26 protein-coding genes are annotated in these 23,846 nt (G+C 63.3%); 14 read left to right on the plus strand and 12 right to left on the minus strand.

Annotated features, from left to right (window positions below):
* The first annotated feature begins 144 nt into the window (after positions 1 to 144).
* From AC6I65_RS10100 to AC6I65_RS10110, 3 genes are all read left to right on the plus strand, one after another.
* On the plus strand, positions 145 to 909 hold the full coding sequence (locus AC6I65_RS10100) for an enoyl-CoA hydratase/isomerase family protein (RefSeq protein WP_497901782.1): 765 nt from the start codon (positions 145 to 147) through the stop codon (positions 907 to 909).
* Between the two features lie 66 nt (positions 910 to 975).
* Entirely contained in the window at positions 976 to 1,260 is a 285-nt protein-coding gene (locus AC6I65_RS10105) for a DUF8593 domain-containing protein (protein ID WP_497901783.1), read from the plus strand.
* A gap of 114 nt (positions 1,261 to 1,374) precedes the next feature.
* On the plus strand, positions 1,375 to 2,169 hold the full coding sequence (locus AC6I65_RS10110; protein WP_497901784.1) for a DUF8593 domain-containing protein: 795 nt from the start codon (positions 1,375 to 1,377) through the stop codon (positions 2,167 to 2,169).
* Between the two features lie 126 nt (positions 2,170 to 2,295).
* Here AC6I65_RS10110 and nreA read toward each other — a convergent pair whose 3' ends face one another.
* Positions 2,296 to 3,651 (minus strand): DNA repair protein NreA, encoded by a 1,356-nt coding sequence (gene nreA, locus AC6I65_RS10115; RefSeq protein ID WP_497901785.1) that lies wholly within the window; start codon positions 3,649 to 3,651, stop codon positions 2,296 to 2,298.
* Between the two features lie 113 nt (positions 3,652 to 3,764).
* Between nreA and AC6I65_RS10120 the strand changes: the two genes are divergently transcribed.
* The 4 genes from AC6I65_RS10120 to AC6I65_RS10135 all read left to right on the plus strand — a co-directional run bounded on the left by AC6I65_RS10120 (position 3,765) and on the right by AC6I65_RS10135 (position 8,058).
* Entirely contained in the window at positions 3,765 to 5,633 is a 1,869-nt protein-coding gene (locus AC6I65_RS10120; RefSeq protein WP_497903190.1) for a cation:proton antiporter domain-containing protein, read from the plus strand.
* Positions 5,634 to 5,747: 114 nt separating this feature from the next.
* The gene (locus tag AC6I65_RS10125) at positions 5,748 to 6,095 is read left to right on the plus strand and encodes a winged helix-turn-helix domain-containing protein (RefSeq protein WP_254156545.1); all 348 of its coding nucleotides are present in this window, start codon (positions 5,748 to 5,750) and stop codon (positions 6,093 to 6,095) included.
* On the plus strand, positions 6,092 to 6,403 hold the full coding sequence (locus tag AC6I65_RS10130) for a DUF7521 family protein (protein WP_497901786.1): 312 nt from the start codon (positions 6,092 to 6,094) through the stop codon (positions 6,401 to 6,403). Before AC6I65_RS10125 ends, AC6I65_RS10130 begins: the two co-directional genes overlap by 4 nt.
* A gap of 494 nt (positions 6,404 to 6,897) precedes the next feature.
* Positions 6,898 to 8,058 carry a LolA family protein gene (locus tag AC6I65_RS10135; protein ID WP_497901787.1) on the plus strand — a complete coding sequence of 387 codons (1,161 nt, stop codon included), beginning with the start codon at positions 6,898 to 6,900 and terminating at the stop codon, positions 8,056 to 8,058.
* 133 nt (positions 8,059 to 8,191) lie between these two features.
* Here the strand turns inward: AC6I65_RS10135 and AC6I65_RS10140 are convergent, their stop codons facing one another.
* Entirely contained in the window at positions 8,192 to 9,154 is a 963-nt protein-coding gene (locus AC6I65_RS10140) for a transcription initiation factor IIB (RefSeq protein ID WP_254156548.1), read from the minus strand.
* A 161-nt stretch (positions 9,155 to 9,315) separates the two neighbouring features.
* On the opposite strand from AC6I65_RS10140, the gene rnhA reads away from it, so the two are divergent.
* Positions 9,316 to 9,912: a ribonuclease HI gene (gene rnhA, locus AC6I65_RS10145; RefSeq protein WP_497901788.1), complete on the plus strand. Its 597-nt coding sequence runs from the start codon at positions 9,316 to 9,318 to the stop codon at positions 9,910 to 9,912.
* A 62-nt stretch (positions 9,913 to 9,974) separates the two neighbouring features.
* Here the strand turns inward: rnhA and AC6I65_RS10150 are convergent, their stop codons facing one another.
* Positions 9,975 to 10,568, minus strand: coding sequence for a hypothetical protein (locus tag AC6I65_RS10150; protein WP_497901789.1), 594 nt, complete (start codon positions 10,566 to 10,568; stop codon positions 9,975 to 9,977).
* A gap of 298 nt (positions 10,569 to 10,866) precedes the next feature.
* Here AC6I65_RS10150 and AC6I65_RS10155 point away from each other — a divergent pair, with 298 nt between their 5' ends.
* Positions 10,867 to 11,511: a DUF7108 family protein gene (locus AC6I65_RS10155; protein ID WP_497901790.1), complete on the plus strand. Its 645-nt coding sequence runs from the start codon at positions 10,867 to 10,869 to the stop codon at positions 11,509 to 11,511.
* Positions 11,512 to 11,526: 15 nt separating this feature from the next.
* Here AC6I65_RS10155 and AC6I65_RS10160 read toward each other — a convergent pair whose 3' ends face one another.
* Positions 11,527 to 11,886 carry a PadR family transcriptional regulator gene (locus AC6I65_RS10160; RefSeq protein WP_254156554.1) on the minus strand — a complete coding sequence of 120 codons (360 nt, stop codon included), beginning with the start codon at positions 11,884 to 11,886 and terminating at the stop codon, positions 11,527 to 11,529.
* A gap of 199 nt (positions 11,887 to 12,085) precedes the next feature.
* Here AC6I65_RS10160 and AC6I65_RS10165 point away from each other — a divergent pair, with 199 nt between their 5' ends.
* The 3 genes from AC6I65_RS10165 to AC6I65_RS10175 all read left to right on the plus strand — a co-directional run bounded on the left by AC6I65_RS10165 (position 12,086) and on the right by AC6I65_RS10175 (position 14,323).
* Positions 12,086 to 12,619, plus strand: a complete 534-nt coding sequence (locus tag AC6I65_RS10165; RefSeq protein WP_254156555.1) for an inorganic diphosphatase — start codon at positions 12,086 to 12,088, stop codon at positions 12,617 to 12,619.
* A gap of 118 nt (positions 12,620 to 12,737) precedes the next feature.
* Positions 12,738 to 12,869 (plus strand): hypothetical protein, encoded by a 132-nt coding sequence (locus tag AC6I65_RS10170; protein WP_256548162.1) that lies wholly within the window; start codon positions 12,738 to 12,740, stop codon positions 12,867 to 12,869.
* Positions 12,870 to 12,979: 110 nt separating this feature from the next.
* Complete coding sequence (locus AC6I65_RS10175) at positions 12,980 to 14,323, plus strand: alkaline phosphatase family protein (protein ID WP_497901791.1); 1,344 nt, start codon at positions 12,980 to 12,982, stop codon at positions 14,321 to 14,323.
* Positions 14,324 to 14,369: 46 nt separating this feature from the next.
* Here the strand turns inward: AC6I65_RS10175 and AC6I65_RS10180 are convergent, their stop codons facing one another.
* Entirely contained in the window at positions 14,370 to 14,591 is a 222-nt protein-coding gene (locus AC6I65_RS10180) for a hypothetical protein (protein WP_497901792.1), read from the minus strand.
* Between the two features lie 214 nt (positions 14,592 to 14,805).
* Between AC6I65_RS10180 and AC6I65_RS10185 the strand changes: the two genes are divergently transcribed.
* A complete protein-coding gene (locus AC6I65_RS10185) occupies positions 14,806 to 15,225 on the plus strand; it encodes a DUF371 domain-containing protein (protein ID WP_497903191.1) in 420 nt (139 codons plus the stop codon).
* A 17-nt stretch (positions 15,226 to 15,242) separates the two neighbouring features.
* Here AC6I65_RS10185 and AC6I65_RS10190 read toward each other — a convergent pair whose 3' ends face one another.
* The 5 genes from AC6I65_RS10190 to AC6I65_RS10210 all read right to left on the minus strand — a co-directional run bounded on the left by AC6I65_RS10190 (position 15,243) and on the right by AC6I65_RS10210 (position 21,086).
* The gene (locus AC6I65_RS10190; protein ID WP_497901793.1) at positions 15,243 to 16,550 is read right to left on the minus strand and encodes an MFS transporter; all 1,308 of its coding nucleotides are present in this window, start codon (positions 16,548 to 16,550) and stop codon (positions 15,243 to 15,245) included.
* A 244-nt stretch (positions 16,551 to 16,794) separates the two neighbouring features.
* Positions 16,795 to 17,034, minus strand: coding sequence for a UPF0058 family protein (locus AC6I65_RS10195; protein WP_497901794.1), 240 nt, complete (start codon positions 17,032 to 17,034; stop codon positions 16,795 to 16,797).
* A gap of 14 nt (positions 17,035 to 17,048) precedes the next feature.
* On the minus strand, positions 17,049 to 17,366 hold the full coding sequence (locus AC6I65_RS10200) for a HalOD1 output domain-containing protein (protein ID WP_497901795.1): 318 nt from the start codon (positions 17,364 to 17,366) through the stop codon (positions 17,049 to 17,051).
* Positions 17,367 to 17,549: 183 nt separating this feature from the next.
* Positions 17,550 to 20,369, minus strand: a complete 2,820-nt coding sequence (locus AC6I65_RS10205) for an ATP-dependent helicase (RefSeq protein ID WP_497901796.1) — start codon at positions 20,367 to 20,369, stop codon at positions 17,550 to 17,552.
* Between the two features lie 60 nt (positions 20,370 to 20,429).
* Positions 20,430 to 21,086: a DUF7504 family protein gene (locus tag AC6I65_RS10210; RefSeq protein ID WP_497901797.1), complete on the minus strand. Its 657-nt coding sequence runs from the start codon at positions 21,084 to 21,086 to the stop codon at positions 20,430 to 20,432.
* 157 nt (positions 21,087 to 21,243) lie between these two features.
* Here AC6I65_RS10210 and AC6I65_RS10215 point away from each other — a divergent pair, with 157 nt between their 5' ends.
* On the plus strand, positions 21,244 to 22,212 hold the full coding sequence (locus AC6I65_RS10215) for a DUF7547 family protein (RefSeq protein ID WP_497901798.1): 969 nt from the start codon (positions 21,244 to 21,246) through the stop codon (positions 22,210 to 22,212).
* Positions 22,213 to 22,232: 20 nt separating this feature from the next.
* Here the strand turns inward: AC6I65_RS10215 and AC6I65_RS10220 are convergent, their stop codons facing one another.
* Both AC6I65_RS10220 and AC6I65_RS10225 read right to left on the minus strand, forming a co-directional pair.
* Positions 22,233 to 22,610 (minus strand): nucleic acid-binding protein, encoded by a 378-nt coding sequence (locus tag AC6I65_RS10220; protein ID WP_497901799.1) that lies wholly within the window; start codon positions 22,608 to 22,610, stop codon positions 22,233 to 22,235.
* On the minus strand, positions 22,607 to 23,761 hold the full coding sequence (locus AC6I65_RS10225) for a thiolase family protein (protein ID WP_497901800.1): 1,155 nt from the start codon (positions 23,759 to 23,761) through the stop codon (positions 22,607 to 22,609). The genes AC6I65_RS10220 and AC6I65_RS10225 overlap by 4 nt, the downstream gene beginning before the upstream one ends.
* Between the last annotated feature and the right edge of the window lie 85 nt (positions 23,762 to 23,846).

Consider the following 23,846-nt stretch of genomic DNA (forward strand, 5'->3'; position numbering starts at 1 on the left):
AGGTCAGAAATCCAGACAACCACATATGGTTATTCGTTGGATGGAGACTGGTAGGCGTTCGTTACTGTCCTCCAGCCTGTCGCGTCCCCGGCCGTCGAGCGTCGAACGCATACCGTTAAGCGCCTCCTGGCGAATGCTCGAGACATGCAGGTAGACGATGCAGGCGACGTCGTTCGGATCACGTTCGATCGACCCGACGTGCTCAACGCCTTCTCGACGGAGACGGCCGTGACGCTCGCCGAGGCAATAGCCGACGTGTCGCCAGCCGACCACCACGCCGTCGTCCTGACGGGCGAGGGAACGGCGTTTAGCGCCGGTGGTGACATTCAGGCGATGGCCGAACGGCGAGAGGGCCCACAGGAGGCGTTTGACCGGATCACCGAGACGTTCGGCCGCGTCGTCGAGGAGATGCTCGAGTGTCCGGTGCCGATCATCGCGAAGGTCAACGGCGACGCTGTCGGCGCCGGTCTGGCGATCGTCGCCCTCTCGGACTTCGCGTACGCCGTCGAGGACGCGACGTTCTCGTGTGCGTTCGTGCGGGTCGGGCTGATTCCCGACACCGGTGGAACGTTCCTCCTGCCGAAACTCGTCGGATTGCGAACGGCGAAGGAACTCGCTTTTACTGGAAAATTCTTCGACGCCGACGAGGCCGCCGACCTCGACCTGATAAACGAATCCGTCGACCCCGACGACCTCGAGGAGCGCGTCGAGGAAACGGTCGACCGACTCGGCCGCCGACCGACCGAAACCATCGCGCTGATGAAGCGGGCGATGCACGAAAACCTCGGTCGTCACTGGGGTGAGGCCCTCGAGTACGAGAACCTGTTACAGGTGCAGGCGTACACCTCCGATTCCCACGAAGAGGGCGTATCGGCGTTTCTCGAGGGGAGAGAGCCGGATTTCGACTGACTTTCTCGAGTGCCTGCAGCGGCAGGCAGCAGACCCTTTATCAATTTCGTGGACTGTTCGAATGCAATGGCACGAAACCTGACAGAGGACGACATCGGCAAGACAGTGGTCAACGCGAACGGCGAAACGATCGGCATGGTTTCCGCCATGCAACACGGCACGGCCCACGTCGAACCGGACCCGGGAATGACGGATACGATCAAGGCGAAACTCGGGTGGGGCGACACTAACGAAGACACCTACCCCCTCCAGGAGAGCGCCATCGAGCGGGTCACCGACGACAAGATCCACCTCCGATCCGACCTCGGAACCACGACCGGAACAGGAACGGACCGAACGACCGACATCTGAACCGGTTCGAGCCGGTTTTCCGTTCGTTTTTCTCGTCGCCTCTAGCGTGTCAAGAGATAGCACGCGCATGCAAGGTCCACTTGCATCCGTCTGCCGCCCGTTGATTCGAGCGCTATGTCCGCACGATTTACGCCAGAGGACGTCGGCAAGCGCGTCATCAACGAGCACGGCGACGACGTCGGTATGGTCACGGACGTCGAGGGATCCACCGCCTACGTCGAACCCGATCCGGGGATCACCGACAGCATCAAGGCTGCTCTCGGCTGGGGGTCGCCAAGCGACGAGGCGATCACGCTCGAGGAGTCCGACGTCTCCGACGTGACCCGCACGGAGGTTCACCTCCGAAGTCCGGGCGCGATGGGAGCCGGCGACGTCGATGGCTCGAGGGAGCACGAGACGGAGGTGAGGTCGGGGATGGAGGCGGAGCCGAAGACTGAGACCAGAACCGGTGCCGACGAACGAGAGCCGATCGAGGAGGGACCGGGGAGTCGAGAGACGGAACCGAACCGGTCGGAACCGGATCGAACCCGCGGTATCGACGAAGGTCACGGCAGAGTCGATGACGAGGACACGACGAAGGTATTCGAGGAGGACGAAGATCTGTTCGACGAGGGCGAAGGAGTCTTCGACGACGAGGAATCCACGGTCGAGCCCGACTCGAGGTCGAAGACGGCCGACCAGCACCACGGCGGCCTCGCGCGGGACCGCGACGACGAACCGGATCGTGAGCGAGGGGCAGACGGGCGAAGCATGAACAACGCGGACGGTGACAGCGCCAGAAAACGGAAGGCTGAGGAGATGGATGCGGTTTCAGATTCTGAGGGCGACCGCAGTGAGGAAGAGGACGAGCGGCGACGCCGTGGGAAGCGACGGAGCACCGAGGACGAGGACGACGAGCGGACCATCTGAGACCCGAGATTCGAGACCTAGACGTGAAATCAGCGGCCTGGGGCCTGGATCAGCGGCCTGAGGCTCGAGATTCAATCCCTGAAGCCAACAATGACCGAATGGGCCAGAACCGGCGCATTCCCCGGGTTACTCTCGCCCGGAAAACGCCGCCAGACTCGACTGCACGCCGGCCGCGAGTTCCGACTTGCGCCGTAGCCGGTCGAGGGAGACCGGCAACTGCTGAGCGACCGTTGCGACGGCGTCGTGGAACGTCTCGGCAGTCCCGTACTCCCCGGCGAGGCCCGCGCGGTTACCGTCCTCGAGACCGTTTGCGGCCCCCGGTGCGCTCTCGAACGCGTTCCGGACGCTCTCTCTGACTTGCCAGACCCCCACTGGCGCCCAGTAATCGTCGCTCACCTCCCGAAGCACGAGGCACTTGGCCTGACGACCGATCGACTCGAGGTGCTCGAGGACGCCGAGTCGGGCGGCGTAGTAGGCCCCTGCCGTCTCCTCGACGTAACTCGAGCGGCCCTGGTAGCCCTCCGAGGCGCTGGCCATCCAGATTCCGGCGCCCGGATCAGGGTTCCAGATGCTGCCCGGTGCCTTCATTTCGACGAGTTCGTACTCCCAGGTGCCGGGGGCGAGGATCACCCAGTAGCGGTTGCCGACGTACTCGTTGGCCCAGACCTGCACCTCGTCGATGCTCGGGGCGTTCCGGATACGGCCACGGAGGTACTGGCCGACGGTGTCGTCGACGGCGGTGATCGACCACCGGGTCGGGACGAGTCGGCGCTGGGCAGCCTCCCCGAGGGCCCCCGCCGAGAGGATCGAGTTGATCTCGTAGACGTCGAACCCGCGCCGGTAGAGGTAGGTCATCGCCCCCTGGGCCTGCCAGTCGTCGTCCTCGAGAGTCTTCTTGACGGGTCGGGGAACGTGCGGGTTCTCGGTCAGGTCTGCGGAGCGGGCCGCCGCCCTGGGACCCCGGGGGGTCGCCACGTCGGTGCCCGCGTCGAGGCCCAGGTCGGGCTTGCCCTCGAGACCGATCTCGAGGTCCACGGGACGGTCGGCGATTGCCACCTCACGCTGGACGCCGACGAAGCCGTCCCAGACGTCCTGGACGGAAGGGGCGAGTCGGCTGGCAATGCCTGGAGCGTCGACGTTGGCGCGCTTGTTCGAGTTCAGGAGGCCGGTCCGGCGCTGGAGGACATCGTCGATTCCGTATCCCTGCTGGTACCAGTTCCCGTCCGTGACGTAGGATTCGGCGTCGTCCTCGTCGCCGACCGGCGAGAGCACGCCGACGGGGATGTCCGGGTAGTTAGACCGCCCGACGAAGATTGAGGGGGCCGTCGAGCCGACGAGGGTGTCACCCGAGAGCGCCCGCTCGAAGTTGCGCTCGAAGTCCTGGAGGTGGTCCGTGATGGCGTAGGACTTCTTCTTCGCGAGGCGCCGGCGCTCGGCCTCCTCGTCGGGCTCTAATTCCTCGATGTAGTCGTCGAGGCGCATTCACTCGAGGTAGGGGCGGCGAGGGTTTGAATGTTCGTCTCGAGGTCCCGAATGGCGTGGTCTCTCGACGAACGGTCGTCGAACTCCCACGCGGGATTGATTTATCAGGTGGAATCACATACGTCGTCGTAGTGTCGTCGATCCTCCCCGTCATCGTTGGCATCCTCGTCCTCGGGCTGGCCGCACAGTTGCTGGCCAATCGACTGCGCATTCCGAGCGTCCTCTTTCTCATCCTCCTCGGCTTGCTGGTCGGTCCCGAAGGGCTCGGGTTCGTCTCGATCGATACCTTTGGCGCCGGCCTCTCGACCGTCGTCGGCCTGAGCGTCGCCATCATCATCTTCGACGGGGCCTTTCACCTCCGCCGGGAAAAGCTCGAGTTGGCCCCTCGAGCGATCATCCGGTTGACGACGCTCGGTGCAGCCGTCGCCCTCGGCGGGACCGCCCTCGCCGTCCGGTACTTCCTCCACACCGACTGGGGAATCGCCTTCCTCATCAGCGCACTGCTGGTGGCGACCGGCCCAACTGTGGTGACGCCCATCCTCGAAGTGATCACCGTCCGCGAGCACGTCGAGGCCGCGCTCGAGGCCGAGGGCATCGTCAACGACGTGACGGCCGCGCTCCTGGCCATCGTCATCTTCGAGACGGTCGTCGTCGGGGACGAGCGCTCGCACGTGCCGGTGTACTTCCTCCAGCGCTACGCGGTCGGCATCGGCGTGGGAATCGTCGTCGCCATCGTCGTCTACGCCCTGCTGACGCGGGTCAGACAGCCCGCGGGCGACGCCCCACAGACCGCTCGTCTCGTCGTGTTGACCGGCGCGCTGGCCGCCTATGGCCTCGCGGATTCGATCTTCCCCGAGACGGGCGTAGCTGCGGCCGGGACGGCGGGGTTTGTCCTGGGCAACTTGGACCTACCCCACCGCGAGGAAATCGAGGGATTCAACCGCGACCTGACGTTGCTCGTGCTCTCGTTCGTGTTCATCTCGCTGGCCGCGCTCATCGACGTGCAGGCGCTCCTCGGCCTCGGGTTCGGCGGCATCGCGGTCGTCGTCGCCGTCACGCTGATCGTTCGACCGCTGATCGTCGCCGCGGCGACCACCCACTGGCGATTTAGCGCGGGCGAACGGTACTTCCTGAGCCTCGTCGGCCCGCGAGGAATCATCCCCGCCTCCATCGCCACGCTGTTCGCCATCGAACTCGAGACGGCCGGCAACTCCGTGGCCGCACAGACCCTCGCGGGCACCGTCTTTCTCGTCATCTTCATCACGGTCGTGCTGCAGGCGGGGCTCGCCCGCCAGCTCGCGGAATACTTCGAAATCGAACCAATGCGCACCATCATCGTCGGCGGCGGTCGGGTCGGCCGGACGCTCGCCACGCGACTGGAGAACCGTGGAGAGAACGTCATCCTCGTCGACAACGACTCGGCGACCGTCGAACGACTCCGTCAGGAAGGGTTCTCGGCCCACCACGGCGACGGAACCTCAACCGAGACGCTCCAGGAGGTCGGCATCGACAACGCGAAACTGGTCGTTGCCACGACCGCCGACGACGACACCAACCTGCTGGTCTCTCAACTCGCCTCCACGCGCTTCGACGTCGACCGCGTCCTCGCCCGGGTGAACACGCCGGAGAACGTCGACGCCTTTGAGACGCTCGACGTCGACGCCATCGACGTCTCGAGCGCGACGGCCTGGACTATCGACAACGAGATCGAACGCCCGGCGCTCGCCCACTGGATGAACGAACTCGGTGAGGGCCACGACGCCCAGGAGATCGTCGTCACTGCGGCCGAACTGGTCGGGGCGACCATTCGCGACCTCGATTCGGAGATTCCCGACGGCTGTATCGTCGCCGTGATCGCCAGTAACGGAGAGACGCACGTCCCCGAGGCCGACACCGTCCTCGAAGAGGGCGATCGGGTCACGTTCATCGGTCGCGAAGACGCCGTTCGAACGGCCGTCAAGCGGTTTCACCCGCGCGACTGACGGTTCGATGGCACGCTCGAGCGGCTGGTCCGAGTCAGAACGCTCTCGAGCGGATGTTCTGAGCCAGAAAAACCGGGGCGCTTTTGATAGCTGTGTGGGAACGACGTATCAAACGTGAGTGAGGACGCCGATCCCCCCGAACTACTGGCTCTCCTCGACGACGAGTACGCCCGCGCGATCCTCACCGAAACGAGCGCCGAACCCATGTCCGCCAGCACCCTGAGCGACCGCTGTGACGCGTCGCTCCCGACGATCTACCGTCGCCTCGAGCGACTTCGGGAGTGTGACCTGATCAGCGAACAGACCGAACTCGCACCGGACGGCAACCACTACAGCGTCTACGCGGCCCGCCTCGAGCGACTCGAGGTGACCCTCGAGGACGGCGAACTGTCCCTCGAAATCACCCGGAAAGACGAAGACGTCGCCGACAAGTTCACCCGAATGTGGGAGGGATTGCGATGACCGGGAGCGTCGTCCGCCTCGACCAGGCGTCGATGTTCGAGTTGTTGACGGTCGCAAGTCTGCTCCTCGTCGCGCTCGTTGGGACGATTCTGGCCGTCCAGGCCTACCGCGGCTATCGGCGAAACGACAGCCGGGCGATGAAGTATCTCGCCATCGGCTTACTGTTGCTGACGCTCGGCCCGTTCGTGATCAACGTCTCGGTGACGACGCTCACCGCCGCCGACCAGGCGACGACGGTCTTCCTCGAGAACGTGAGTCGACTGCTCGGGCTGTTGGCGATCACGTACTCGCTGTACGGCACGAAGTAGGGATAGGGGTAGGGGTATGGGGCCGCGGGGGAGGGTGACGTAGATAGTAACGAGAGAGTCCATAGAACGACGTTCGGGCGGCGCTAGTGACCGATTCGACCTATACGACATCTCGAGGGTACAGAACCGATTTTGCGAAAACCTGGGATATATTCCCCGAATATATTACTCAGTGGTGGCCAAACCGTACATCAAGGACGCGATGGTTCTTAAAGAGTCCACGGTCTTTTCTCTGCGTGAAGTTGCTCGTCCGAATTGATATTACATCGGTCTCAACGGATAGTTGCAGGCCGTAACCGGCGTGCTGGGCGGAGTCGGCCCTCCACTGCATCCATCAAGCCGAGCGTGCCTCTGACACCACGTTCGTCACGTCGATCCGACCCATCCACGCCCGAGGTGTACGCACACACTCGACGGCTCAACTGCATCCACCCCCATTGATATTTTCCCCGACATGGAAATGCTTAGATAAGAGTGTAAGCGTACGAATGCGTATGGGGTGGACTCACGACGGACTGGTTCTCGTAGCGATCACACTCGTGGTCGTCTGTGCCGGGTGCACGGTAGCAATTTCCGGAGAGGCGCAACCGGATGGGGAAACGCTTCTCGAGGAGGCGGTGACGGCGGACGACGTACCGCCGCTGACCGGGGAACGAACGGTCACGTTCGCGGACAGTGCAGGAACGTACGAGACGACAGAACGCGTCTGGGAACGCCCGCCGTCGAAGATGCGATCGGAAGTGATCGACTCGAGCGGTTTCGAGGAGAGGCACGAAGGCGGGATCGCCGTTCGAAACGGCTCGACGCTCTGGATGACCGACGGTGAGACTGACAACGTGACTACGTACGATCTCGAAACCGAGTCCGAGAGCGAGAGCGAAGCCGATGACGAGGCACGATTGCTGGAGGAACGCCTCGATCGGTACGACGTGACCTACGAGGGGACCGAGACGGTCGCGAATCGGACGACCCACGTCGTCTCGGTCGAGCCGAAGGAGACAACAGTCGACCGTGGCGTTGGCGTGCTCGTCGGCGACACCCGCTACGTCTATCCGCTCGAGACGAGTGCGTATGAGGAGACTGACTTCGAGGGCGGGACGTTCTGGATCGACGAGGAATACGGGTATCCACTCGCAATGCAGGGAACGTACACGGACGTCGACGGTACCGAACTCGAGGTCACCACCACGTTCGAGACCGTCACGTTCGAAGCGGACCTCAAGGCCGAGTTGTTCGACCCGCCAGTGGAGAACGACACTGACGACGAACAGTCGGTCGAGGAGGCGGAGTTCGAACAACACGAGTTCGAGGACCGCTCGGAGGCGAACGAGTACCTGCGATTCGAGGTTCCGAACGCGACGTTCCCCGCCGAGTACGAACGACAGTCCGTGTCCGCCGACCAGTGGAACGGCATCCAGACCTACCACGAGGAGTATCGCGTTGGCGAGGACCTCCTCTGGTTTAGCGTCTCGGAGGGCGGCCTCCGCGGCGACGACCCCGACCGCGAGAACGTCGGCGAACTCGAGGCGACCGTCTCGACCTACAACGGGACGACCCTCGTCACGTGGGACTGTGGCGAGTTGACCTACCAGTTGAGCAGTCCGATCGGCGAAGCGGCGTTGCTCGAGCGAGCCGAGGAAATCGGCTGTCAGTGACGCGACTCGGGACTAGTTTTCTGGGCGGCTCGAGTGCTCCGAATGGTCCGGGTGATACGGTTGGCCCGGGCGCTCCGGACGGTCCAGGGACTCTCGAGCCTTCTTTCTGCTGAAAACGAACGGCTAACCGACGTTAGCCGTGGATGCCCATCGCTTCGATCTGCTCTTGGTACCGGTTCCGGATGGTCACTTCGGTCACCTGCGCGACGTCGGCGACCTCTCGCTGGGTCTTCTTTTCGTTACAGAGCAGCGAGGCCGCGTAGATCGCCGCGGCGGCGTACCCGGTCGGTGATTTGCCGGAGAGGAGCCCTTCTTCGGCCGTTTTCTCGATAATTTCGTTGGCCTTGGTCTGGACCTCTTCGGAGAGTTCGAGTTCGGAGCAGAAACGAGGGACGTACTTTTTCGGGTCGACCGGTTTCATCTCGAGGCCGAGTTCCTGCGAGATGTACCGGTACGTGCGACCGATTTCTTTGCGTTCGACGCGGGATACCTCGGAGATTTCTTCGAGGCTGCGCGGAATGCCTTCCTTTCGGCAGGCGGCGTACAGTGCGGACGTGGCGACGCCCTCGATCGATCGTCCGCGGATCAGGTCCTCCTTGAGCGCGCGTCGGTAGATGACCGACGCGACCTCGCGAACCGATCGCGGAACGCCGAGTGCCGAGGCCATGCGATCGATCTCGGAGAGGGCGAACTGCAAGTTGCGTTCGCCGGCGTCTTTCGTCCGGATGCGTTCTTGCCACTTGCGCAGTCGGTGCATCTGACTGCGCTTTTTCGAGGAGATGGATCGACCGTAGGCGTCTTTGTCCTTCCAGTCGATCGTCGTCGTGAGCCCCTTGTCGTGCATCGTCTGCGTGGTCGGCGCGCCGACGCGGGACTTGTTCTGTCGTTCCTGGTGGTTGAACGCCCGCCATTCCGGGCCGGGGTCGATCTGTTCTTCCTCCACGACGAGCCCACAGTCTTCACAGATGAGCTCACCCCGGTCGGAGTCCTTGACGAGATTGTCCGAGTTGCACTCGGGGCACGCACGTACCCCCTCTTGATCCTCGGTCTCGTCCGTCTCGCGCATTCGCTCCCGCTGGCGGGTGGACCGTGTCATCGCACTTTTATAGTAGTAGCACGGTATTATATAAATCTTTGGTCCCAATATTCGTTGCAGGGATCGGATCAGCCGAATTCGATGGACTCGGACCGGTTTACGCCCCATTTTCGGATCGAAACCACAACAGTTTTAGCCGGAGTACGCCGACAATTCGGCGAATGCCGGTCATCGAGTGCGACGTCGAAGACGCCCGCGAACGTCTCCAGGATGCGGGAGTGATGGTCGAGTCGGGAAACACCGATCACGAGCGCTGGCGGGTGTCTCACGGGGGTGCGACGGCCGTCGCCTACGAGAACAAGGTGGTCATACAGGGAGGTAGGCCCCGTGACCTCGAGGCTCTCCTGCGCGAGGGCGGCGGTCGCGCGCACGTCTACTTCGACGGCGGTGCGCGCGGCAACCCCGGGCCCGCCGGAATCGGCTGGGTGATCGTCACGAGCGAGGGCATCGTCGCGGAAGGGAGCGAGACCATCGGTCGCGCGACGAACAACCAGGCCGAGTACGAGGCCCTGATCGCAGCGCTCGAGGCGGCCCGTGACTACGGCTACGACGAGCTCCACGTACGCGGTGATTCGGAGTTGATCGTCAAGCAGGTCCGCGGCGAGTACAACACCAACAATCCCGAACTGCGCGAAAAGCGGGTGACCGTCCACGAACTCCTTCGTGAGTTCGACGAGTGGACGCTCGAGCACGTTCCCCGGGAAGTGAACGACCGAGCGGACGCGCTGGCGAACGAGGCGATGGACCAGTCTCAGTGAGAGGGCCGCGAAATCTGTTCGGCTTCCGGCTCTCGCCGGCCGGGAACGTCGACCGTCTCTCGTCACAGGATGTCGACGTTCACCCCGTTCTCACCCGTACCGACGTCGATGGCGCCGTTTCGGTAGATGACGATGCGACGTCCCAGAAGATCGAGTGAGAAAATGGCGTCGTCTGCTCCACCGTCTGTCCTGACCGAAGCGTCGACGGCGAACACGATCGACTCGAGCGACGGGGAGCCGTCGGTGATGGGGTCGAACGACTCCGTCGGCACGTCTACTATCGCTCCTTCGACGGAGAACGCGATCGCTCCAGGCGACGCGTCGGTCGACCCGGTGCCGTCGCCTGACGAAGCGGAGACCGTGTCCATCCCTGGCGAGAGATCGTCAGTATCAGGCGTTTCGACGCCGACGTCCACCGTTTCGAGCCGAAGCGAGGCCTCCTCCTCGAGATCGGTCCTGATGGTGCGTGACTCGTCGACCGAAATATCGACGCGTACCGGTTTCAGGGAGGCGCCTTCGAATTCGCCCAGCAACTCACTGGTCACCGTAATCACCCCCTCGGCCGCGAACGCGATCCGATTCGGCGGTCGGCACTCGATGCGTTCGTCGGTCAATCGAACGTTTCGGTTTTCGCCGATGTCAACGTGAACACTCATTGTCGTACCCGTTCATTCGTACATTCGCTGAGCGCATGTGAAACGGTGTCGTATAGATTCGAGACAGGTTCACTACCGAGTAATACGCACCGAAAAGACCGTCCACAGATAGCGACTGATCCGGGTACTCGAACGCACGTCGGCAGGGAACAGCTCCCGCCAGTGCGGTGTTGGTGCGCCATCCGTTCCTCATCCGTGCCCAACTCGAGCCGAACACGTATCGACTCCAGACGATCGTAGCGCCGACGCGAGCAGAAACAGCACGCACAATAGCCTCGAGCCCCTCAATTCGGGACGAATGACCGGCCACGACGCATTCGAGTCCGAACCGCGCGAGAACGACGCCGACGGTGCGTCCGACGCAGCACACGACCTGCCCGCCGAGGTCGTCGACGAGGCCGAACGCCTCCGATGTCTCGAGCGAAACGCCATCGACGAGGGGGAACGCGAGGCCTACGCCGACCGCCGGGAACGCTTGCTCGAAGAACACGACTACACGGACCACGTCCGCTCGGACGACGGCGACGAGGTACTCGTCTTACATCCCGAGGAGTGGCACGACGAGGAAGCCGGGGTCATCAGAACTGACCGGATCGAGGACCTCACGCGCGCGGTCGAAATTCCGCTCGACGGGCCGGGCGACCCCGAGGACTGGGACACTGTCGACGAGCAAAACCGGGCGCTCGCGGCCGAGGTTCGCACCGTCCACGGCGACGTCCACGGCGACACCGCCGAAGCACTCGCGGATTTTATGGGGAACCACTACGCGAAACCGATCACATCCGCCTCGAGCGACGAACTCGCGGAGTTTCGGTCGGAGTACTTCGTTCGCAATGCCTGGCCCTCCGAGGAACAGCGCGACGCTATAGACGACTCTCTCGAGCGTATCTACGAGACGGCCGAAAAACCGGTGCCCGAGTTCCGGTCGGAACCGTCTCAGTGATGTCAGAACGGGTTTTCAGTAGCTGTTCTCGATGATCTCGCCGATCTCGTCGGCGCGGTCGTCGCCCGTGACGACCTTCGAAAGCGACCACTCGAGACCGTCGAGGACGGCCTCGTAGCCGTCGTCGGTCAGTTCGTACTGGTTCGTCCGCTTGTCGAGTTCGCTCTTTTCGACCAGACCGAGGTCGACGAGTTCGTCGAGGTTGGGGTAGAGTCGACCGTGGTTGACTTCCGTCCCGTAGTAGTCCTCAAGCTCGCGCTTGATGGCCAGGCCGTACATTGGCTCCTTCGCCAGGATGACCAGAATGTTGCGCTGAAACGCGGTAAGTTCACGTGCGATACTCTGCTCGCCGGTGATTGCTTGTGCCTCTGACATGGATGTGCAAATGTCACCAAGATATTTAAGAGTTACCAACTATTCAATTTGCGCCAGTGCGCAATAACAGGTGCTACGCGGGGCAGAAGGCCCGTATGCGGGCGAATTTCGGTTCGTTCGGCTGCCACGTGAAACACCAGCACGTCGTGGCTCCACGGGATTACGAAAGTACTTTTTGATCGACCGCGGACCTGCCTGTATGGTCAATCTCTGGGAAGACCTCGAGACCGGACCGAACGCACCGGAAACGATCTACGCTGTCGTCGAGTGTCTCAAGGGCGAGCGAAACAAGTACGAGTACGACAAGGACGTGCCGGGTGTCGTCCTGGACCGAGTACTCCACTCGAACGTCCACTACCCCTCGGACTACGGGTTCATCCCGCAGAGTTACTACGACGACGAGGACCCCTTCGACGTGCTCGTGCTCGTCGAGGACCAGACGTTCCCCGGCTGTATCATCGAGGCCCGCCCCGTCGCGCTCATGAAGATGGACGACGACGGCGAACAGGACGACAAAGTCGTCGCCGTCCCCGAGGAGGACCCCCGGTACGATCACATCCAGGACCTCGAGGACATCCCGCAACAGCAGCGCGACGAGATCGACGAGTTCTTCTCGACGTACAAGAACCTCGAGGAGGGTAAGGAAGTCGAGACGCAGGGCTGGGAGGACAAGCAGGCTGCCTACGACGCAATCGAGCACGCCCAGGACCTCTACGAGGAGCACTTCGGGTAGCCCACCCCCGTTTTGCGGCCGTTCGTCGAGTGATACTCGAGAGTTATCTCCACCGTCCGAACGATGCATTATGAGCATGGGTAATTTTATGGGTGTCGTTGGCGTAGCTAGAGTCGAGATGGCGACCAACCAGCACCCGACTCACGACGCGGCGTCGGCGGACGACTCGACGGATGGAGCCGGAATGGCCCACCTGACGGTCGTGCCAACGAACTTCGACCCCGACGCGCCGAATCAGCGTCGAGATTGAATCGGCTGCAGTGGCGTCGATCGCTTTCGGCGGGATGCGAGGGCTCTATCGTTCTCGAAAACAGTGTCTCGAGAAGAACCTTCTTGTAGCCGGTCGAACTACGGACCCCCATGGGTCTGTTCGACCGATTGCGCGGCGATGAGAACCCGCGCGTCGCGTTTATCGGTATCGACGGTGTGCCGTACAGTCTGTTGACGAACAACCGCGATCGATTCCCCAACTTCGCCGCGCTCGCGGACGAGGGGACCGCGAGCGAGATCTCGAGCATCGTCCCTCCCGAATCGAGCGCCTGCTGGCCGGCACTCACGACCGGCGTCAACCCCGGCGAGACCGGCGTCTACGGCTTCCAGGACCGCGAGGTCGGCACCTACGAGACGTACGTGCCGATGGGACGGGAGGTACAGGCGACTCGCCTCTGGGACCGCGTAACGGAGGCGGGGCGCAAGGCAACCGTGTTCAACGTTCCCGTCACATTCCCGCCACAGCGGGATGTCCAGCGGATGGTTTCGGGCTTTCTCTCCCCCGACCTCGAGAAGGCGGCCTTTCCCGACGACGTACGCGAGTACCTCGAATCGATCGACTACCGCATCGACGTCAACCCGAAACTCGGCCACGAGGCGGACAAGACCGACTTTATCCAGGACGCACACGAGACGCTCGACGCTCGCTTCGAGGCGTTCCGACACTACCTCGAGGCGGACGACTGGGACCTCTTCTTCGGCGTCTTCATGACGACCGACCGGGTGAACCACTTCCTGTTCAAGGACTACGAGCGCGACGGTGAGTACAGGGAGGAGTTCCTCGAGTTCTACGAGAAGCTCGACGACTACATCGGGCGCATTCGCGGGATGTTGCCCGATGACGTGACGCTGATCGTCGCCTCCGATCACGGCTTCACTAGCCTCGACTACGAGGTTCACTTCAACGAGTGGCTCCGCGAGGAGGGGTGGCTCTCCTTCGATACCGACAACCCGGACGAACTCGGTGACATCGCCGACGAGACGCGCGCGTACTCGTTCATCCCCGGCCGGTTCTACCTCAACCTCGAGGGCCGAGAACCGCGCGGATCGGTCCCGCAGGAGGACTACGACGCGGTTCGGGACGAACTGAAGGCCATGCTCGAGGACCTCGAGGGTCCCGACGGTCGGAAGGTGGTCGACCGCGTCGTCGAGAAGGAGACGGCGTTCCGCGGCGACCACGACGACATCGCACCGGACCTCGTGGCGATTCCGGCCAAGGGCTTCGACCTCAAGTCGGGGTTCAAAGCCGACAGCGACATCTTCACTACGGGCCCGCGTAACGGGATGCACAGCTTCGACGATACCAGCCTCTTCATCGACGACCCCGAGGCCACCATCGAGGACGCCGACCTCTACGACGTCGCCCCGACGATTCTCGACCTGCTCGAGGTCGACGTCAAACGGTCGGCCTTCGACGGCGCGAGCCTGGTATAGAGGGGCAACAGCTCTCGTTACTGCGGATACCGACTATCGAACGGCATCACCGATCGACGAGCCACCGGTATCCATTTCGGAGTAGTTGCCCGATACCCACGACCGTCGCCAGAACGGCACCGACGAAAACGGTCGAGGCGACGAGATCGAACGACGGGAGGGGCGTGAATCGACCGAGTACGAGGAGAACGACCGCCACGGCCCAAACGGTCCACAGCCCGACGCCGATCCAGACGAGAATCCGAACGAGCGTCGATTGCACGGTCATCCGACGTGTCGCCGCGAGTATCGGTCTTGCGATTTGCTCGCGGTTGGACGATTGTGACTGTCACCTCGTGGAGCGTTTTCGATCGCTAGCACGTTTCCGAATCCGTTTTGACAGTCCCGATGCTGGCTCGAGTATGCGCGACGCCACCGACGTAGAAGGCGACGGCCATGAGGAAGCGGAAGGCGACGCCGACGTTAGTGACGACTCGAGCACCCTGACGGAGGTCGTCCACGCCCGCGGCCACAAGCACGTCTCCGCCCGGCACGCGAGCACCTTCGAGATTACGACAGACGACTACCTCACGCCGGCCGGCGACTGCATCCTCGCCATCGACGCCGACCGCGCCCCTGCCGACTTCGATCCGGACTTCGTCGAGGCCTGTCGAGACGCCAATGCGCTAATCACCGTCACCATTGAGGTCGACGGACTCACCGAGAGCATGACGGGGCGTGGTGATCCCGACCTCGAGTTCGCCAGCGCGCGCAGTGCCGTCGGGCGAACCAGCGAGTACGTCGACGAGCGGACGGTCCTGCTCGAGGCCGACTTCGCCGCCGAGGGGTTCGACCGCGACCTGGTGGCGGCGCTCGCCGACGGCGCTGACGCGCGGGTGACGTTTACCGTGTCACCGGAGTGATTGACGAGCCGGGGGAGTCAGTCTCGACCCGATTGCCGTCCATCGACCGACGCGTCCTGGAACGATGGCCGTTCCTCGCTCGAGCACGCGGTTTCGGGGATCGGGGACCGAAGGGCTATCAGCGGGAGTGCGAACGCGAGAAAGCCCCCACCGAGGAGTGCCAGCAACGTGATCGGCGAGGTCAGGTCCGCGACGAATCCCGCGAGCGGTTTCAACGGGACGCGCACGAGCGCGTACCCCATCGACGCGGCGCTGAGGACCGTGGCGCGACCGACCGACGCTGACCGGTCGTTGAGGTACTGATTGACCAGCGGTTCGTACAGGGCTCGAGCCCCCTTCATTCCGAAGAAGACGGGAATGGCGAGCACCGGAACGACGGTAGGGACGAGCACGGCCGCGGCGGTCACCACCGGAACTGTCAGCAGCGCCGTCCGGAGGCCCACCAGCGATCGAACGGTTTCCGCATGATAACTCGCGATAGCCGCGAGGACGGCGAATCCGGCGTAGAGGAATCCGAGCGCAGCTTCCTCCGGCAGGGATCCGGCGAAGATCGACAGCGGCGGAGCGTCGTTCAACACCTCAACGGTGATTGGCTGAATGTAGGTGTCTGCCACGTTGACCAGCGCGAAAAACAGGGCGACGAGTGGGACGAAGACGCGAAACGATGGACCCGCGAACAGCCGTCGAAGCATCGAGAGCATCTCGAGCACGCCAGGAGAGTCCGCCACGCTCGTCTCACTGGTGCCATCGAACTGGGCGTTCTTCGGCATGGTGAGCACCGCGGCCACGCCAGCGCCGTTGAGTGCCGCCGAAGCGAGAAACGGATAGGTCGGCTCAATCGCGTAGAGGAGGCCGCCACCGATCATCGTCACCGCGGAGACCCACTGGTGGACCGACCCGCCTCGGCCGCGGATGCGAGTAAAATCCGCCTCGTTTCCTTCGCCGTCTCCCGCTCGAAGCGTCTCGTAGAGCCAGGCGTCCGCGGTTCCGGACTGAAACGCGAGCGAGACCGACCAGACGGCGTAGAGAACCAGAAACGAGCGGAACGAATCGGCGACGACGAACCCGGCAATAGACAGCGTCATCGCCGCCATCCCAATCGCGAGCGCGTTTCGACGACCGAGTCGGTCCGCGACGTAGCCCGTCGGTACCTCGAGGACGACGACGAGCAGTGCCGAAACGGCCCCGAGCGTCCCGATCTGAGCGAAGGTGAGATCCTTCCAGAGCAAGAACAGGGTGAACACCGGCCAGATGAAGCCGACCGAGTCGGTGGCCTGGAAGAGATAGTACCTGCCGATTGGCGCGGAAATCCCGGTTCGACTCATCTACGTCGTGGGATGGACGTACCGATGGTACTTAGGGGATTGCGGTTACGAATTTTTGTAAGATTTCTGAATTTTCTGGTACGCGGCCGCGACCGTTCGACCGTGTACTGCTCGAGCGGATTAGACATGCGTCACGCGCCACCCTCGAGCGAATTAGACATATGTCACGCACGGTCCTCGAACAGAGTCGTGGCTGACGGCACCAGCGAGACGACAGCACGTCTTCACGCGTGCTCGGCCGGTCTCACCGCATCCCGTCGGGGAGGTCCTGCGTCGGCGGCCGACGGACAGTGCGACAAATTCCATCCAGAAGCAACAGCAGACTCTCTTTGTGACGAGGCTTGTTGTAGTGAATCGACGTCGGAGCGACCCCGTACCCATCGTACTCCTCGAACGCGTCTGGCGGCATCGTCTCGTGTTCGGTTACGTCTTTGCGAAGTTCGACTGCGAGAGCGTGTAAATGGATGAGTTCCTGTTTACGCATTCCATCGATTCCTCTCACGCAGATTCGTTCTGCTGGCCGATCTGTGGGTCTCCCTCGTAAATTCGAACGGTTCCGTCGGAACCGATGGTGATGGTGTAGCCCTCGTGTTCGAATTCGACATTGACCGTCGAATCGTGCGCGCTCGCGTGACGCAGCAGCGTCACGACCGATTCCAGCTCGACGGATTCGTACAACGGTCCGACGTCGGTCTCGGGCACTTCCTCGAGGGCCGCGATTGCCTGGACGAGTTCTCCCGTCAACGCGTCCGTTTCGTCCTCCGTCGAGTCGAGTCCTATCTCTCCTTGGGGTGCGTTATCGAGTTGGCTGCTCATGTCTCCGGATAGCGGGCCAACGAACACCTATGAAAGCGGTGTCCCTAAATGTCGAGGTATATCCGTCGTTATCGTTTCGCGAAACAATTTTACCAGCAGAAACTGAAATTATAGTCGCTGTAAACGGGACGGGGAACGCTTCTCGAGCACGAACTGGGTTTTTGGCCGGAAAACGCGATCCGCCTATCGATCCTTGGCCGACGTGGCGAGCGCACCCTCGCCGATCTCCTCCAGGACGTGCTCGTGAAACGCTTGCAAGACGGCGCTCTCGTCTTCAGCCAGCACCACGTCGCTCGCCGAGAGCGTCGCCAGCCCGAACGCGCGCGGCGTCGGCGAGTCGACGAGTCGTCTCGAGACCTCGAGTTCGCCCGATTCGAGGCGGGAGACGATGCCTTCGATCTCCGCGACGTTCAACTTGTCTTCGAGGAGTTCGCGGTAGGTTTCCTCGATGACGGCGAAGTCCTCGAGGCCCTCGGCGAACCCGAGCAGCATCTCGCTCGAGACCTGTTGCTCGCTGGCGGACTTCTCGTAGCCCTTGTACCGTTTGAGGATCATCAGCGAGCGCGTGGCGTTGATCCGGAAGTACCGCTGGAGGAGGTCGGTTCCCGACAGCGCGCTTCGCAGGTCCGGGCGCACGTCCTCGACCTCGAGGTCGTCGAGAATGCCCACGAGGTCGACCTTCCGGTTCAGGGGCATCGAGAGGACGAACCCGTTGTCGGCGACGGCGACGCGGACGTCCGCTGTCGCCTCCTGGGCACATCGGTAGGCGAGCAGTCTCGAGAGGCCGTCGTTGACGCGACGGCCGTAACAAGAGTGGACGTAGTAGTGGCGCTCGTACTCGTCGCGGTCGCGTTCGACCTCGACGGCGAGTCGGTCGGGCGTGCTCACGCTCTCCGTGCCCGCGTAGCGAATCTGGTAGTCGAACAGCCGGGACATCGCGCGGACGCTCGAGTCGTCCAGCGAGAACTGACGAAGCCAGGCGCGGACGCGAGAGGAGCCGCCATCGGCGTAGTGATCGAGGAGCGTCCGCTGGAACGCGAGGATCTCGCGACCCATGTCCGAGGAGAGCGGCAGGCGCTCGGAGTACCAGGACGGCACTGTCGGCCGCGCGCTCGTCCGGTCGACGTATACCTTCGATCCGCGCCGGTAGCGGTACTCGAAGTGATCGCCGCCGAGGACGAACACGTCGCCCTTCTCGAGGGTGTCCAGATAGCCTTCGTCGAGTTGGCCGACCCACGCACTATCGGCGCGGGTGTAGACATCACAGGTAAAGGAATCCGGAATCGTACCGACGTTGGTCATGTAGATGACGCGGGCGAGCCGGCCACGTTTGCCCATCAGCACCTCACCGACGGGGTACTCGGGGTAGTGGTGCTCGCCGTCGGGCGGATCGTTCGCGTCTCGCCAGACCTTCGCGTAGACGTTTCGGTCCTCCATACCGGCGTACTCAGCCGTGAGGTACGCGAGGAGTTGCTCCCAGTCGTCGTCGCCGTAGCGTCGGTAGGGATACGCCCGCCGCAAGATCTCGAGCACCTCCCGTTCTGGCCGAATCTCGGCGATCGCCATCCCGTAGACCTGCTGGGCGGCGACATCCTGGGCGTTCTCGGGGATCGACACGGCGTCGACGAAGCCCTCCTGGGCCTTCTTGAGCATTACGGCGCACTCGAGCAACTCGTCTCGGTCGAGGGCGATCACTCGACCCGTGACGGTCTGGCCGACCCGGTGGCCCGCCCGGCCGACGCGCTGGAGCAACGCGGCGACGGACTTCGGCGAGCCGACCTGCACGACGAGGTCGACGTAGGGCATGTCGATACCCAACTCGAGGCTGGTCGAGGACGTCACCACGTCGAGGTCGCCCGCTTTGAGCTTTCCTTCGACCCGGTGACGAACGTCCTTCGAGAGGCTGCCGTGGTGACACCCCGAGTTGTCCTCGTCGTAGGTGTCGAACCGCTCGCGAAGCGTGTGCAACACGCGCTCGGCACCCGAACGGGTGTTCGTGAAGACCAGTGTGTTGGTGTGGTTCTGGATGTGCTCGTGTAAGAGTCGGTAGAACCGGTCCTGGACGAGGTCTCGCGAGGTGTTGATCAGGTCATCGGCAGGGCACTCGAGGCGGAGGTCGAACTCGCGGGCGAAGCGGGCGTCGACGATGTCGTAGTCTCGAGGGGTGCGTTCACCCTCCGGTTCCAGATCGATCTCCGAATTGACTGCAGAATTGGCGCCGGATCCCGGCTCGTTCGACGGTTCACACCCGACCAGAAACTCTGCAACCTGTGAGAGGGGTTCGATCGTCGCCGAACAGCCGATTCGCGTAACGTCGTGATCGACCAGTGCCTCGAGTCGCTCGAGGCTCACCGACAGGTGCGTGCCGCGTTTGTTCGCCGCCAGCGAGTGGATCTCGTCGACGATGACGTACTCCACGCTACGCAGTTTCTCGCGGAACTTGGGTGCGTTGAGCAGGATAGCCAGCGTCTCCGGCGTCGTGTTGAGGACGTGGGGCGTCGTCTCGAGCATCGCCTGGCGCTCGCTCGAACTGGTGTCGCCGTGACGAATCGCGTGGCGAATCTCGCCCATCGAGTCTCCCCGCTCTTCGACAATCGATTCGATCCCCTCGAGCGGGACCTCGAGGTTCCGGTGAATGTCGTTGGCCAGCGACTTCAGCGGCGAGACGTACAGACAGTACACCGCGTTCTCGAGTCCGTCGCCGTCCCGGTCGCGCTTGAAGAGTTCGTCGATAATCGCCGTAAACGACGCCAGCGTCTTCCCGGAGCCCGTCGGCGCACAGATCAGGGTGTTCGTTCCCGCGTGAATCTTTGGGATGGCGCCGCGTTGCGGTGGGGTGAAGAAGCCGCCGTTCTCGGGGACGTACTCGCCGAAGGCCTCGAGCCACCACGCCTGGACTGCCGGCTCGAGTAACTCGAAGACGTCCCAGTCAGCGACGTCGGACGACTCGAGTGCGGGCGGCAACGACGGGCTCGTCGAGTGCGACGACTCGTCCCCATCCATCGTCAGTCACTGGGGCCCCGTCGCCTAAGAGGGTTTGGTCAGCGGGGTGAAAGTGAACGGCTACAGTTCGAGCCACTCACTCTGGACGTTGTAGTCACGGAGGTGCCACCGTTGCTCGACGCGGTCGTCGCGGCGTCGGACCTCGACGACCGCGTCGAACAGCGGTTCGAACAGGTTGACCGCGTCGTGATCGCGCGCCAGCGGGAGGTGAAAGTGGCCCATTCCCGTCGTACTTTTGACGGTCGTCGTCGTGATGTGGAGCAGTTTGAACACGTCCTCGGGGTCGTACTCGCTCAGCAACGGGACGATCGAGTCGACGCAGACGCGCAGTTCGGCAGGATCGAGTCCGTCTTCCGTCGACTCGATTTCTCGAATCGCGTCGATGACGTCCGTTCCGAGGGTGGCGAGCGGCCGACCGGCCGTATCGATGGTCGGTTCCTGTGCTGGTTGGACGGTGTGTTCGATGTGACGCGTCCGTGCGTCCGTGGACTCACAGACACAGCCGTGGCCGCGGTACGTCGCGTCTCGAGCCGTCACGGCGAGCCGATGGCGTTCGCTATCGGTGTGCGTCCCGAGCAAGCGCTGACACGCGACTTCGTGCGCTGCTTGCTCGCTGCTCCCGACGACCAGTACAGTACTTCCGTTCCGTTTGAGTCGGTCGAGCGCCTGCGCGAAGGTGACGCCGTCTGACACACCGGTACCTGACTCAGTCTGCATCCATTTACAGCCTCACCGCCGACCGCAATAAACATTGTGGTCGTTATTCATCTAAGTAAGTTCATCTCGAACAAAATCCGTTCCACGAGCCCAGCGTATAATTCGCCAGGAGAGATCCAATCGGCCATTTTTTCACGAATGGCCACGCAGTGGTCGCATGGACGATCGCGACGACCGCAACGACCGCGACGACCTCGCCGAAGCGCTTCGGGAGTTGAGCGCGACGCTGAACGCGCTCCGCGACGAACTCGAGGACGACGCTCGATCCCGGAACCACCGTCGACGGCAATTCCCGTTGCGGCCGCCGACGCCGGGCGAACTCGCACGGTTCGGTGACGAAGTCGCAATTCCAGCCCTGATCGCCACCCTCGAGGCGAATATCCGTGCGCTCGAGGCCCTCAGGCGCGGACTCAAGCTCGCTCGAGGCCAGCGAGCGGTTCGCGACGCCGCGACGGACGCCGCCGATCGGACGGTCGACCGCTCGAGCGAACTCCGCGACACCACGCTCACGCACCTCGACCGCGCGCTTCGAGAGTTGCAGAACGCCGTTTCGGGCGATGCCGACGAAGTCGGGATAGAGGTCGACGACCGGACCCGAACGTTGCTCGAGGATGCCAGACGGCTTCGCGACGATATCGACCAGCGACTGGCAGAGCGCGTCGACCGGATGGAAGCGTCCGGGTCGGATTCGGAATCTCAACCTTATCAGATCGACATCCAGTCCGGGGACGACGACCAGCGATCCGTGGGTAACCAGCGGTCTGTGAGGGACGAGGATGGAGACCGCAACGACGGCCATCGGCTCCCAGAGGAATCCACCGACTCTGGCGTGGACGTCGACGCCGAACTCAAGACGTTGCGAGACCGGTATGGAGCCTCGAACGAGGACGAAACGGACGAAACGGTTGAAACGGACGAATCCTCGCCGCCAGGGAAGGACGGCGAGTCGGCGGACGATGGGGAGTCAGTTGGTAATGACCCAGGTGGGATGCGCGACTCGAGTACCGGCGAAACGGGGGCGGACGACGGCTCGAGTGACGGTTCGAATGACGGCGAACGAAACGGCAACGAAAACGAAAACAATGGAGACGACAGAGACGGCAGAGACGAAGACGCCGACGACTAGGTCCGCAAGCGAGCGACCGCTCAGACCGGTTCGAACCGGTAACCGTCCCACGCCTGACTCTCGATCACTTTGATCCCCACACCTGGTTCTCGAAGTTCCTCGACGTAGACCGGCCGAACCTCGTCGCCGGTCTCGACGTCCCCGGTCGTGAGCTGACCCAGGGCGCGAACGGGCGGCTGGTCGACCTCGAGCGCGTCCTCAAGGTCGAACTCGACGATGGCCAGGTGATTCGGTTCTCGGACGCCGGGCGGGGTGGCAGTGCTCGTCGTCCAGGTGACGACCGTCGCTGTGAACTCGCTCAGGTCGACCGTGTCGACGGGTTCCTCGCCGTCCGGGCCGAGGTGGTGGCCGGGGAACCCGATCGTCCCGTCGGCGTAGCGGTAGGCCTCCATCGTCATGCTGCAGCCTCCATGATCGTCGTAATGACGCAGTTACCGAACCCGCCGACGTTGCAGCACAGGCTGACGTCGGCGTCGACCTGACGCGGGCCGGCCTCGCCGACGAGTTGCTCGTAGATTTCGACGCCCTGGGCGACGCCGCTTGCGCCGAGGGGGTGGCCCTTGGACTTGAGGCCGCCGGAGGTGTTGATCGGCAGGTCGCCGGTCTTCTCGGTCTCACCGGCCTCGACGCGCTTCCAGGCCTCGCCGTGGTCGGCGAAGCCGAGTCCCTCCATCTGCAGGAACTCGAGGATGGTAAACATGTCGTGGAGTTCGGCGACGTCGACGTCCTCGGGGCCGTACCCGCTCATCTCGTAGGCGGCCTCGCCGCTCTCGACGACGCCGTTCATCACGGTGGGATCGGGGCGCTCGTGGACGACGTGGGTGTCGGTCGCGCCTGCGACGCCCGCGACGACGGCGTACTCGTCGGCGTACTCCTTCGCTACGGATTCCGGGCAGAAGACGAGTCCGGCGCTGCCGTCGGTGATCGGACAGAAGTCGTAGAGTCGAAGGGGGTCGGCCACGATGGGCGACTCGAGGACGGTCTCTAAGTCCACTTCCTTCCGGAACTGCGCGTGGGGGTTGTCGACGCCGTTTTTGTGATTCTTGACGGCGACCTTCCCGAGGCTCTCCCGGGGCGCGTCGAATCGCTCGAGATAGTGGCGGGCGGTCATCCCGGCGAAGGAGGGCAGGGTGACGCCGTGTTTGTACTCCTCGGGGTGGGTGATCGAGGCGATGATGTCGGTCGATTCCCCCGTGGTGCGGTGGGTCATCTTCTCGCCACCCACGAGCAGGGTCATCTCGCTGGCGCCGCTGGCGACGGACTGCCAGGCGGCGTAGATGCCGGCTCCGCCGCTCGAGGATGTCTGATCGACCCGCTGGGCGTACGCCGGCAGGAGGTCGAGGTCGTGAGCGAGCATGTTCATAATGCCACCCTGGCCCTCGAACTCGCCGCTGGACATGTTCGCGACGTAGCAGTGCTCGACCTCGTCCGAGGCGACGCCGGCGTCCTCGAGGGCGGCGATGCCGGCTTCGGCGAGAAGGTCACGGATCCACGCCTCGCGCTGGCCGAACTGGGTCATCGACGCGCCGATGATCGCAACGCGTTCCATGCTCACACTGAGTCAGGTCACGCATTTATAGGGTGAGGATGTTGGCAGAATGGGTGTGAGTCGTTTCTGGATCAGCTGTCTATCT

Source organism: Natronosalvus sp. KLKA75 (assembly GCF_059736265.1).

Coding starts and splice junctions, on each gene's coding strand:
- AC6I65_RS10165 (WP_254156555.1), top strand. CDS start 12,086: ATGGTCAATCTCTGGGAAGACCTCGAGACCGGACCGAACGCACCGGAA.
- AC6I65_RS10140 (WP_254156548.1), bottom strand. CDS start 9,154: ATGACACGGTCCACCCGCCAGCGGGAGCGAATGCGCGAGACGGACGAG.
- AC6I65_RS10195 (WP_497901794.1), bottom strand. CDS start 17,034: ATGCGTAAACAGGAACTCATCCATTTACACGCTCTCGCAGTCGAACTT.
- AC6I65_RS10155 (WP_497901790.1), top strand. CDS start 10,867: ATGACCGGCCACGACGCATTCGAGTCCGAACCGCGCGAGAACGACGCC.
- AC6I65_RS10200 (WP_497901795.1), bottom strand. CDS start 17,366: ATGAGCAGCCAACTCGATAACGCACCCCAAGGAGAGATAGGACTCGAC.
- AC6I65_RS10220 (WP_497901799.1), bottom strand. CDS start 22,610: ATGACGATGGAGGCCTACCGCTACGCCGACGGGACGATCGGGTTCCCC.
- AC6I65_RS10215 (WP_497901798.1), top strand. CDS start 21,244: ATGGACGATCGCGACGACCGCAACGACCGCGACGACCTCGCCGAAGCG.
- AC6I65_RS10225 (WP_497901800.1), bottom strand. CDS start 23,761: ATGGAACGCGTTGCGATCATCGGCGCGTCGATGACCCAGTTCGGCCAG.
- AC6I65_RS10180 (WP_497901792.1), bottom strand. CDS start 14,591: ATGACCGTGCAATCGACGCTCGTTCGGATTCTCGTCTGGATCGGCGTC.
- rnhA (WP_497901788.1), top strand. CDS start 9,316: ATGCCGGTCATCGAGTGCGACGTCGAAGACGCCCGCGAACGTCTCCAG.
- AC6I65_RS10160 (WP_254156554.1), bottom strand. CDS start 11,886: ATGTCAGAGGCACAAGCAATCACCGGCGAGCAGAGTATCGCACGTGAA.
- AC6I65_RS10210 (WP_497901797.1), bottom strand. CDS start 21,086: ATGCAGACTGAGTCAGGTACCGGTGTGTCAGACGGCGTCACCTTCGCG.
- AC6I65_RS10205 (WP_497901796.1), bottom strand. CDS start 20,369: ATGGATGGGGACGAGTCGTCGCACTCGACGAGCCCGTCGTTGCCGCCC.
- AC6I65_RS10190 (WP_497901793.1), bottom strand. CDS start 16,550: ATGAGTCGAACCGGGATTTCCGCGCCAATCGGCAGGTACTATCTCTTC.
- AC6I65_RS10105 (WP_497901783.1), top strand. CDS start 976: ATGGCACGAAACCTGACAGAGGACGACATCGGCAAGACAGTGGTCAAC.
- AC6I65_RS10170 (WP_256548162.1), top strand. CDS start 12,738: ATGGCGACCAACCAGCACCCGACTCACGACGCGGCGTCGGCGGACGAC.
- AC6I65_RS10100 (WP_497901782.1), top strand. CDS start 145: ATGCAGGTAGACGATGCAGGCGACGTCGTTCGGATCACGTTCGATCGA.
- AC6I65_RS10175 (WP_497901791.1), top strand. CDS start 12,980: ATGGGTCTGTTCGACCGATTGCGCGGCGATGAGAACCCGCGCGTCGCG.
- AC6I65_RS10130 (WP_497901786.1), top strand. CDS start 6,092: ATGACCGGGAGCGTCGTCCGCCTCGACCAGGCGTCGATGTTCGAGTTG.
- AC6I65_RS10150 (WP_497901789.1), bottom strand. CDS start 10,568: ATGAGTGTTCACGTTGACATCGGCGAAAACCGAAACGTTCGATTGACC.
- AC6I65_RS10135 (WP_497901787.1), top strand. CDS start 6,898: ATGGGGTGGACTCACGACGGACTGGTTCTCGTAGCGATCACACTCGTG.
- AC6I65_RS10110 (WP_497901784.1), top strand. CDS start 1,375: ATGTCCGCACGATTTACGCCAGAGGACGTCGGCAAGCGCGTCATCAAC.
- nreA (WP_497901785.1), bottom strand. CDS start 3,651: ATGCGCCTCGACGACTACATCGAGGAATTAGAGCCCGACGAGGAGGCC.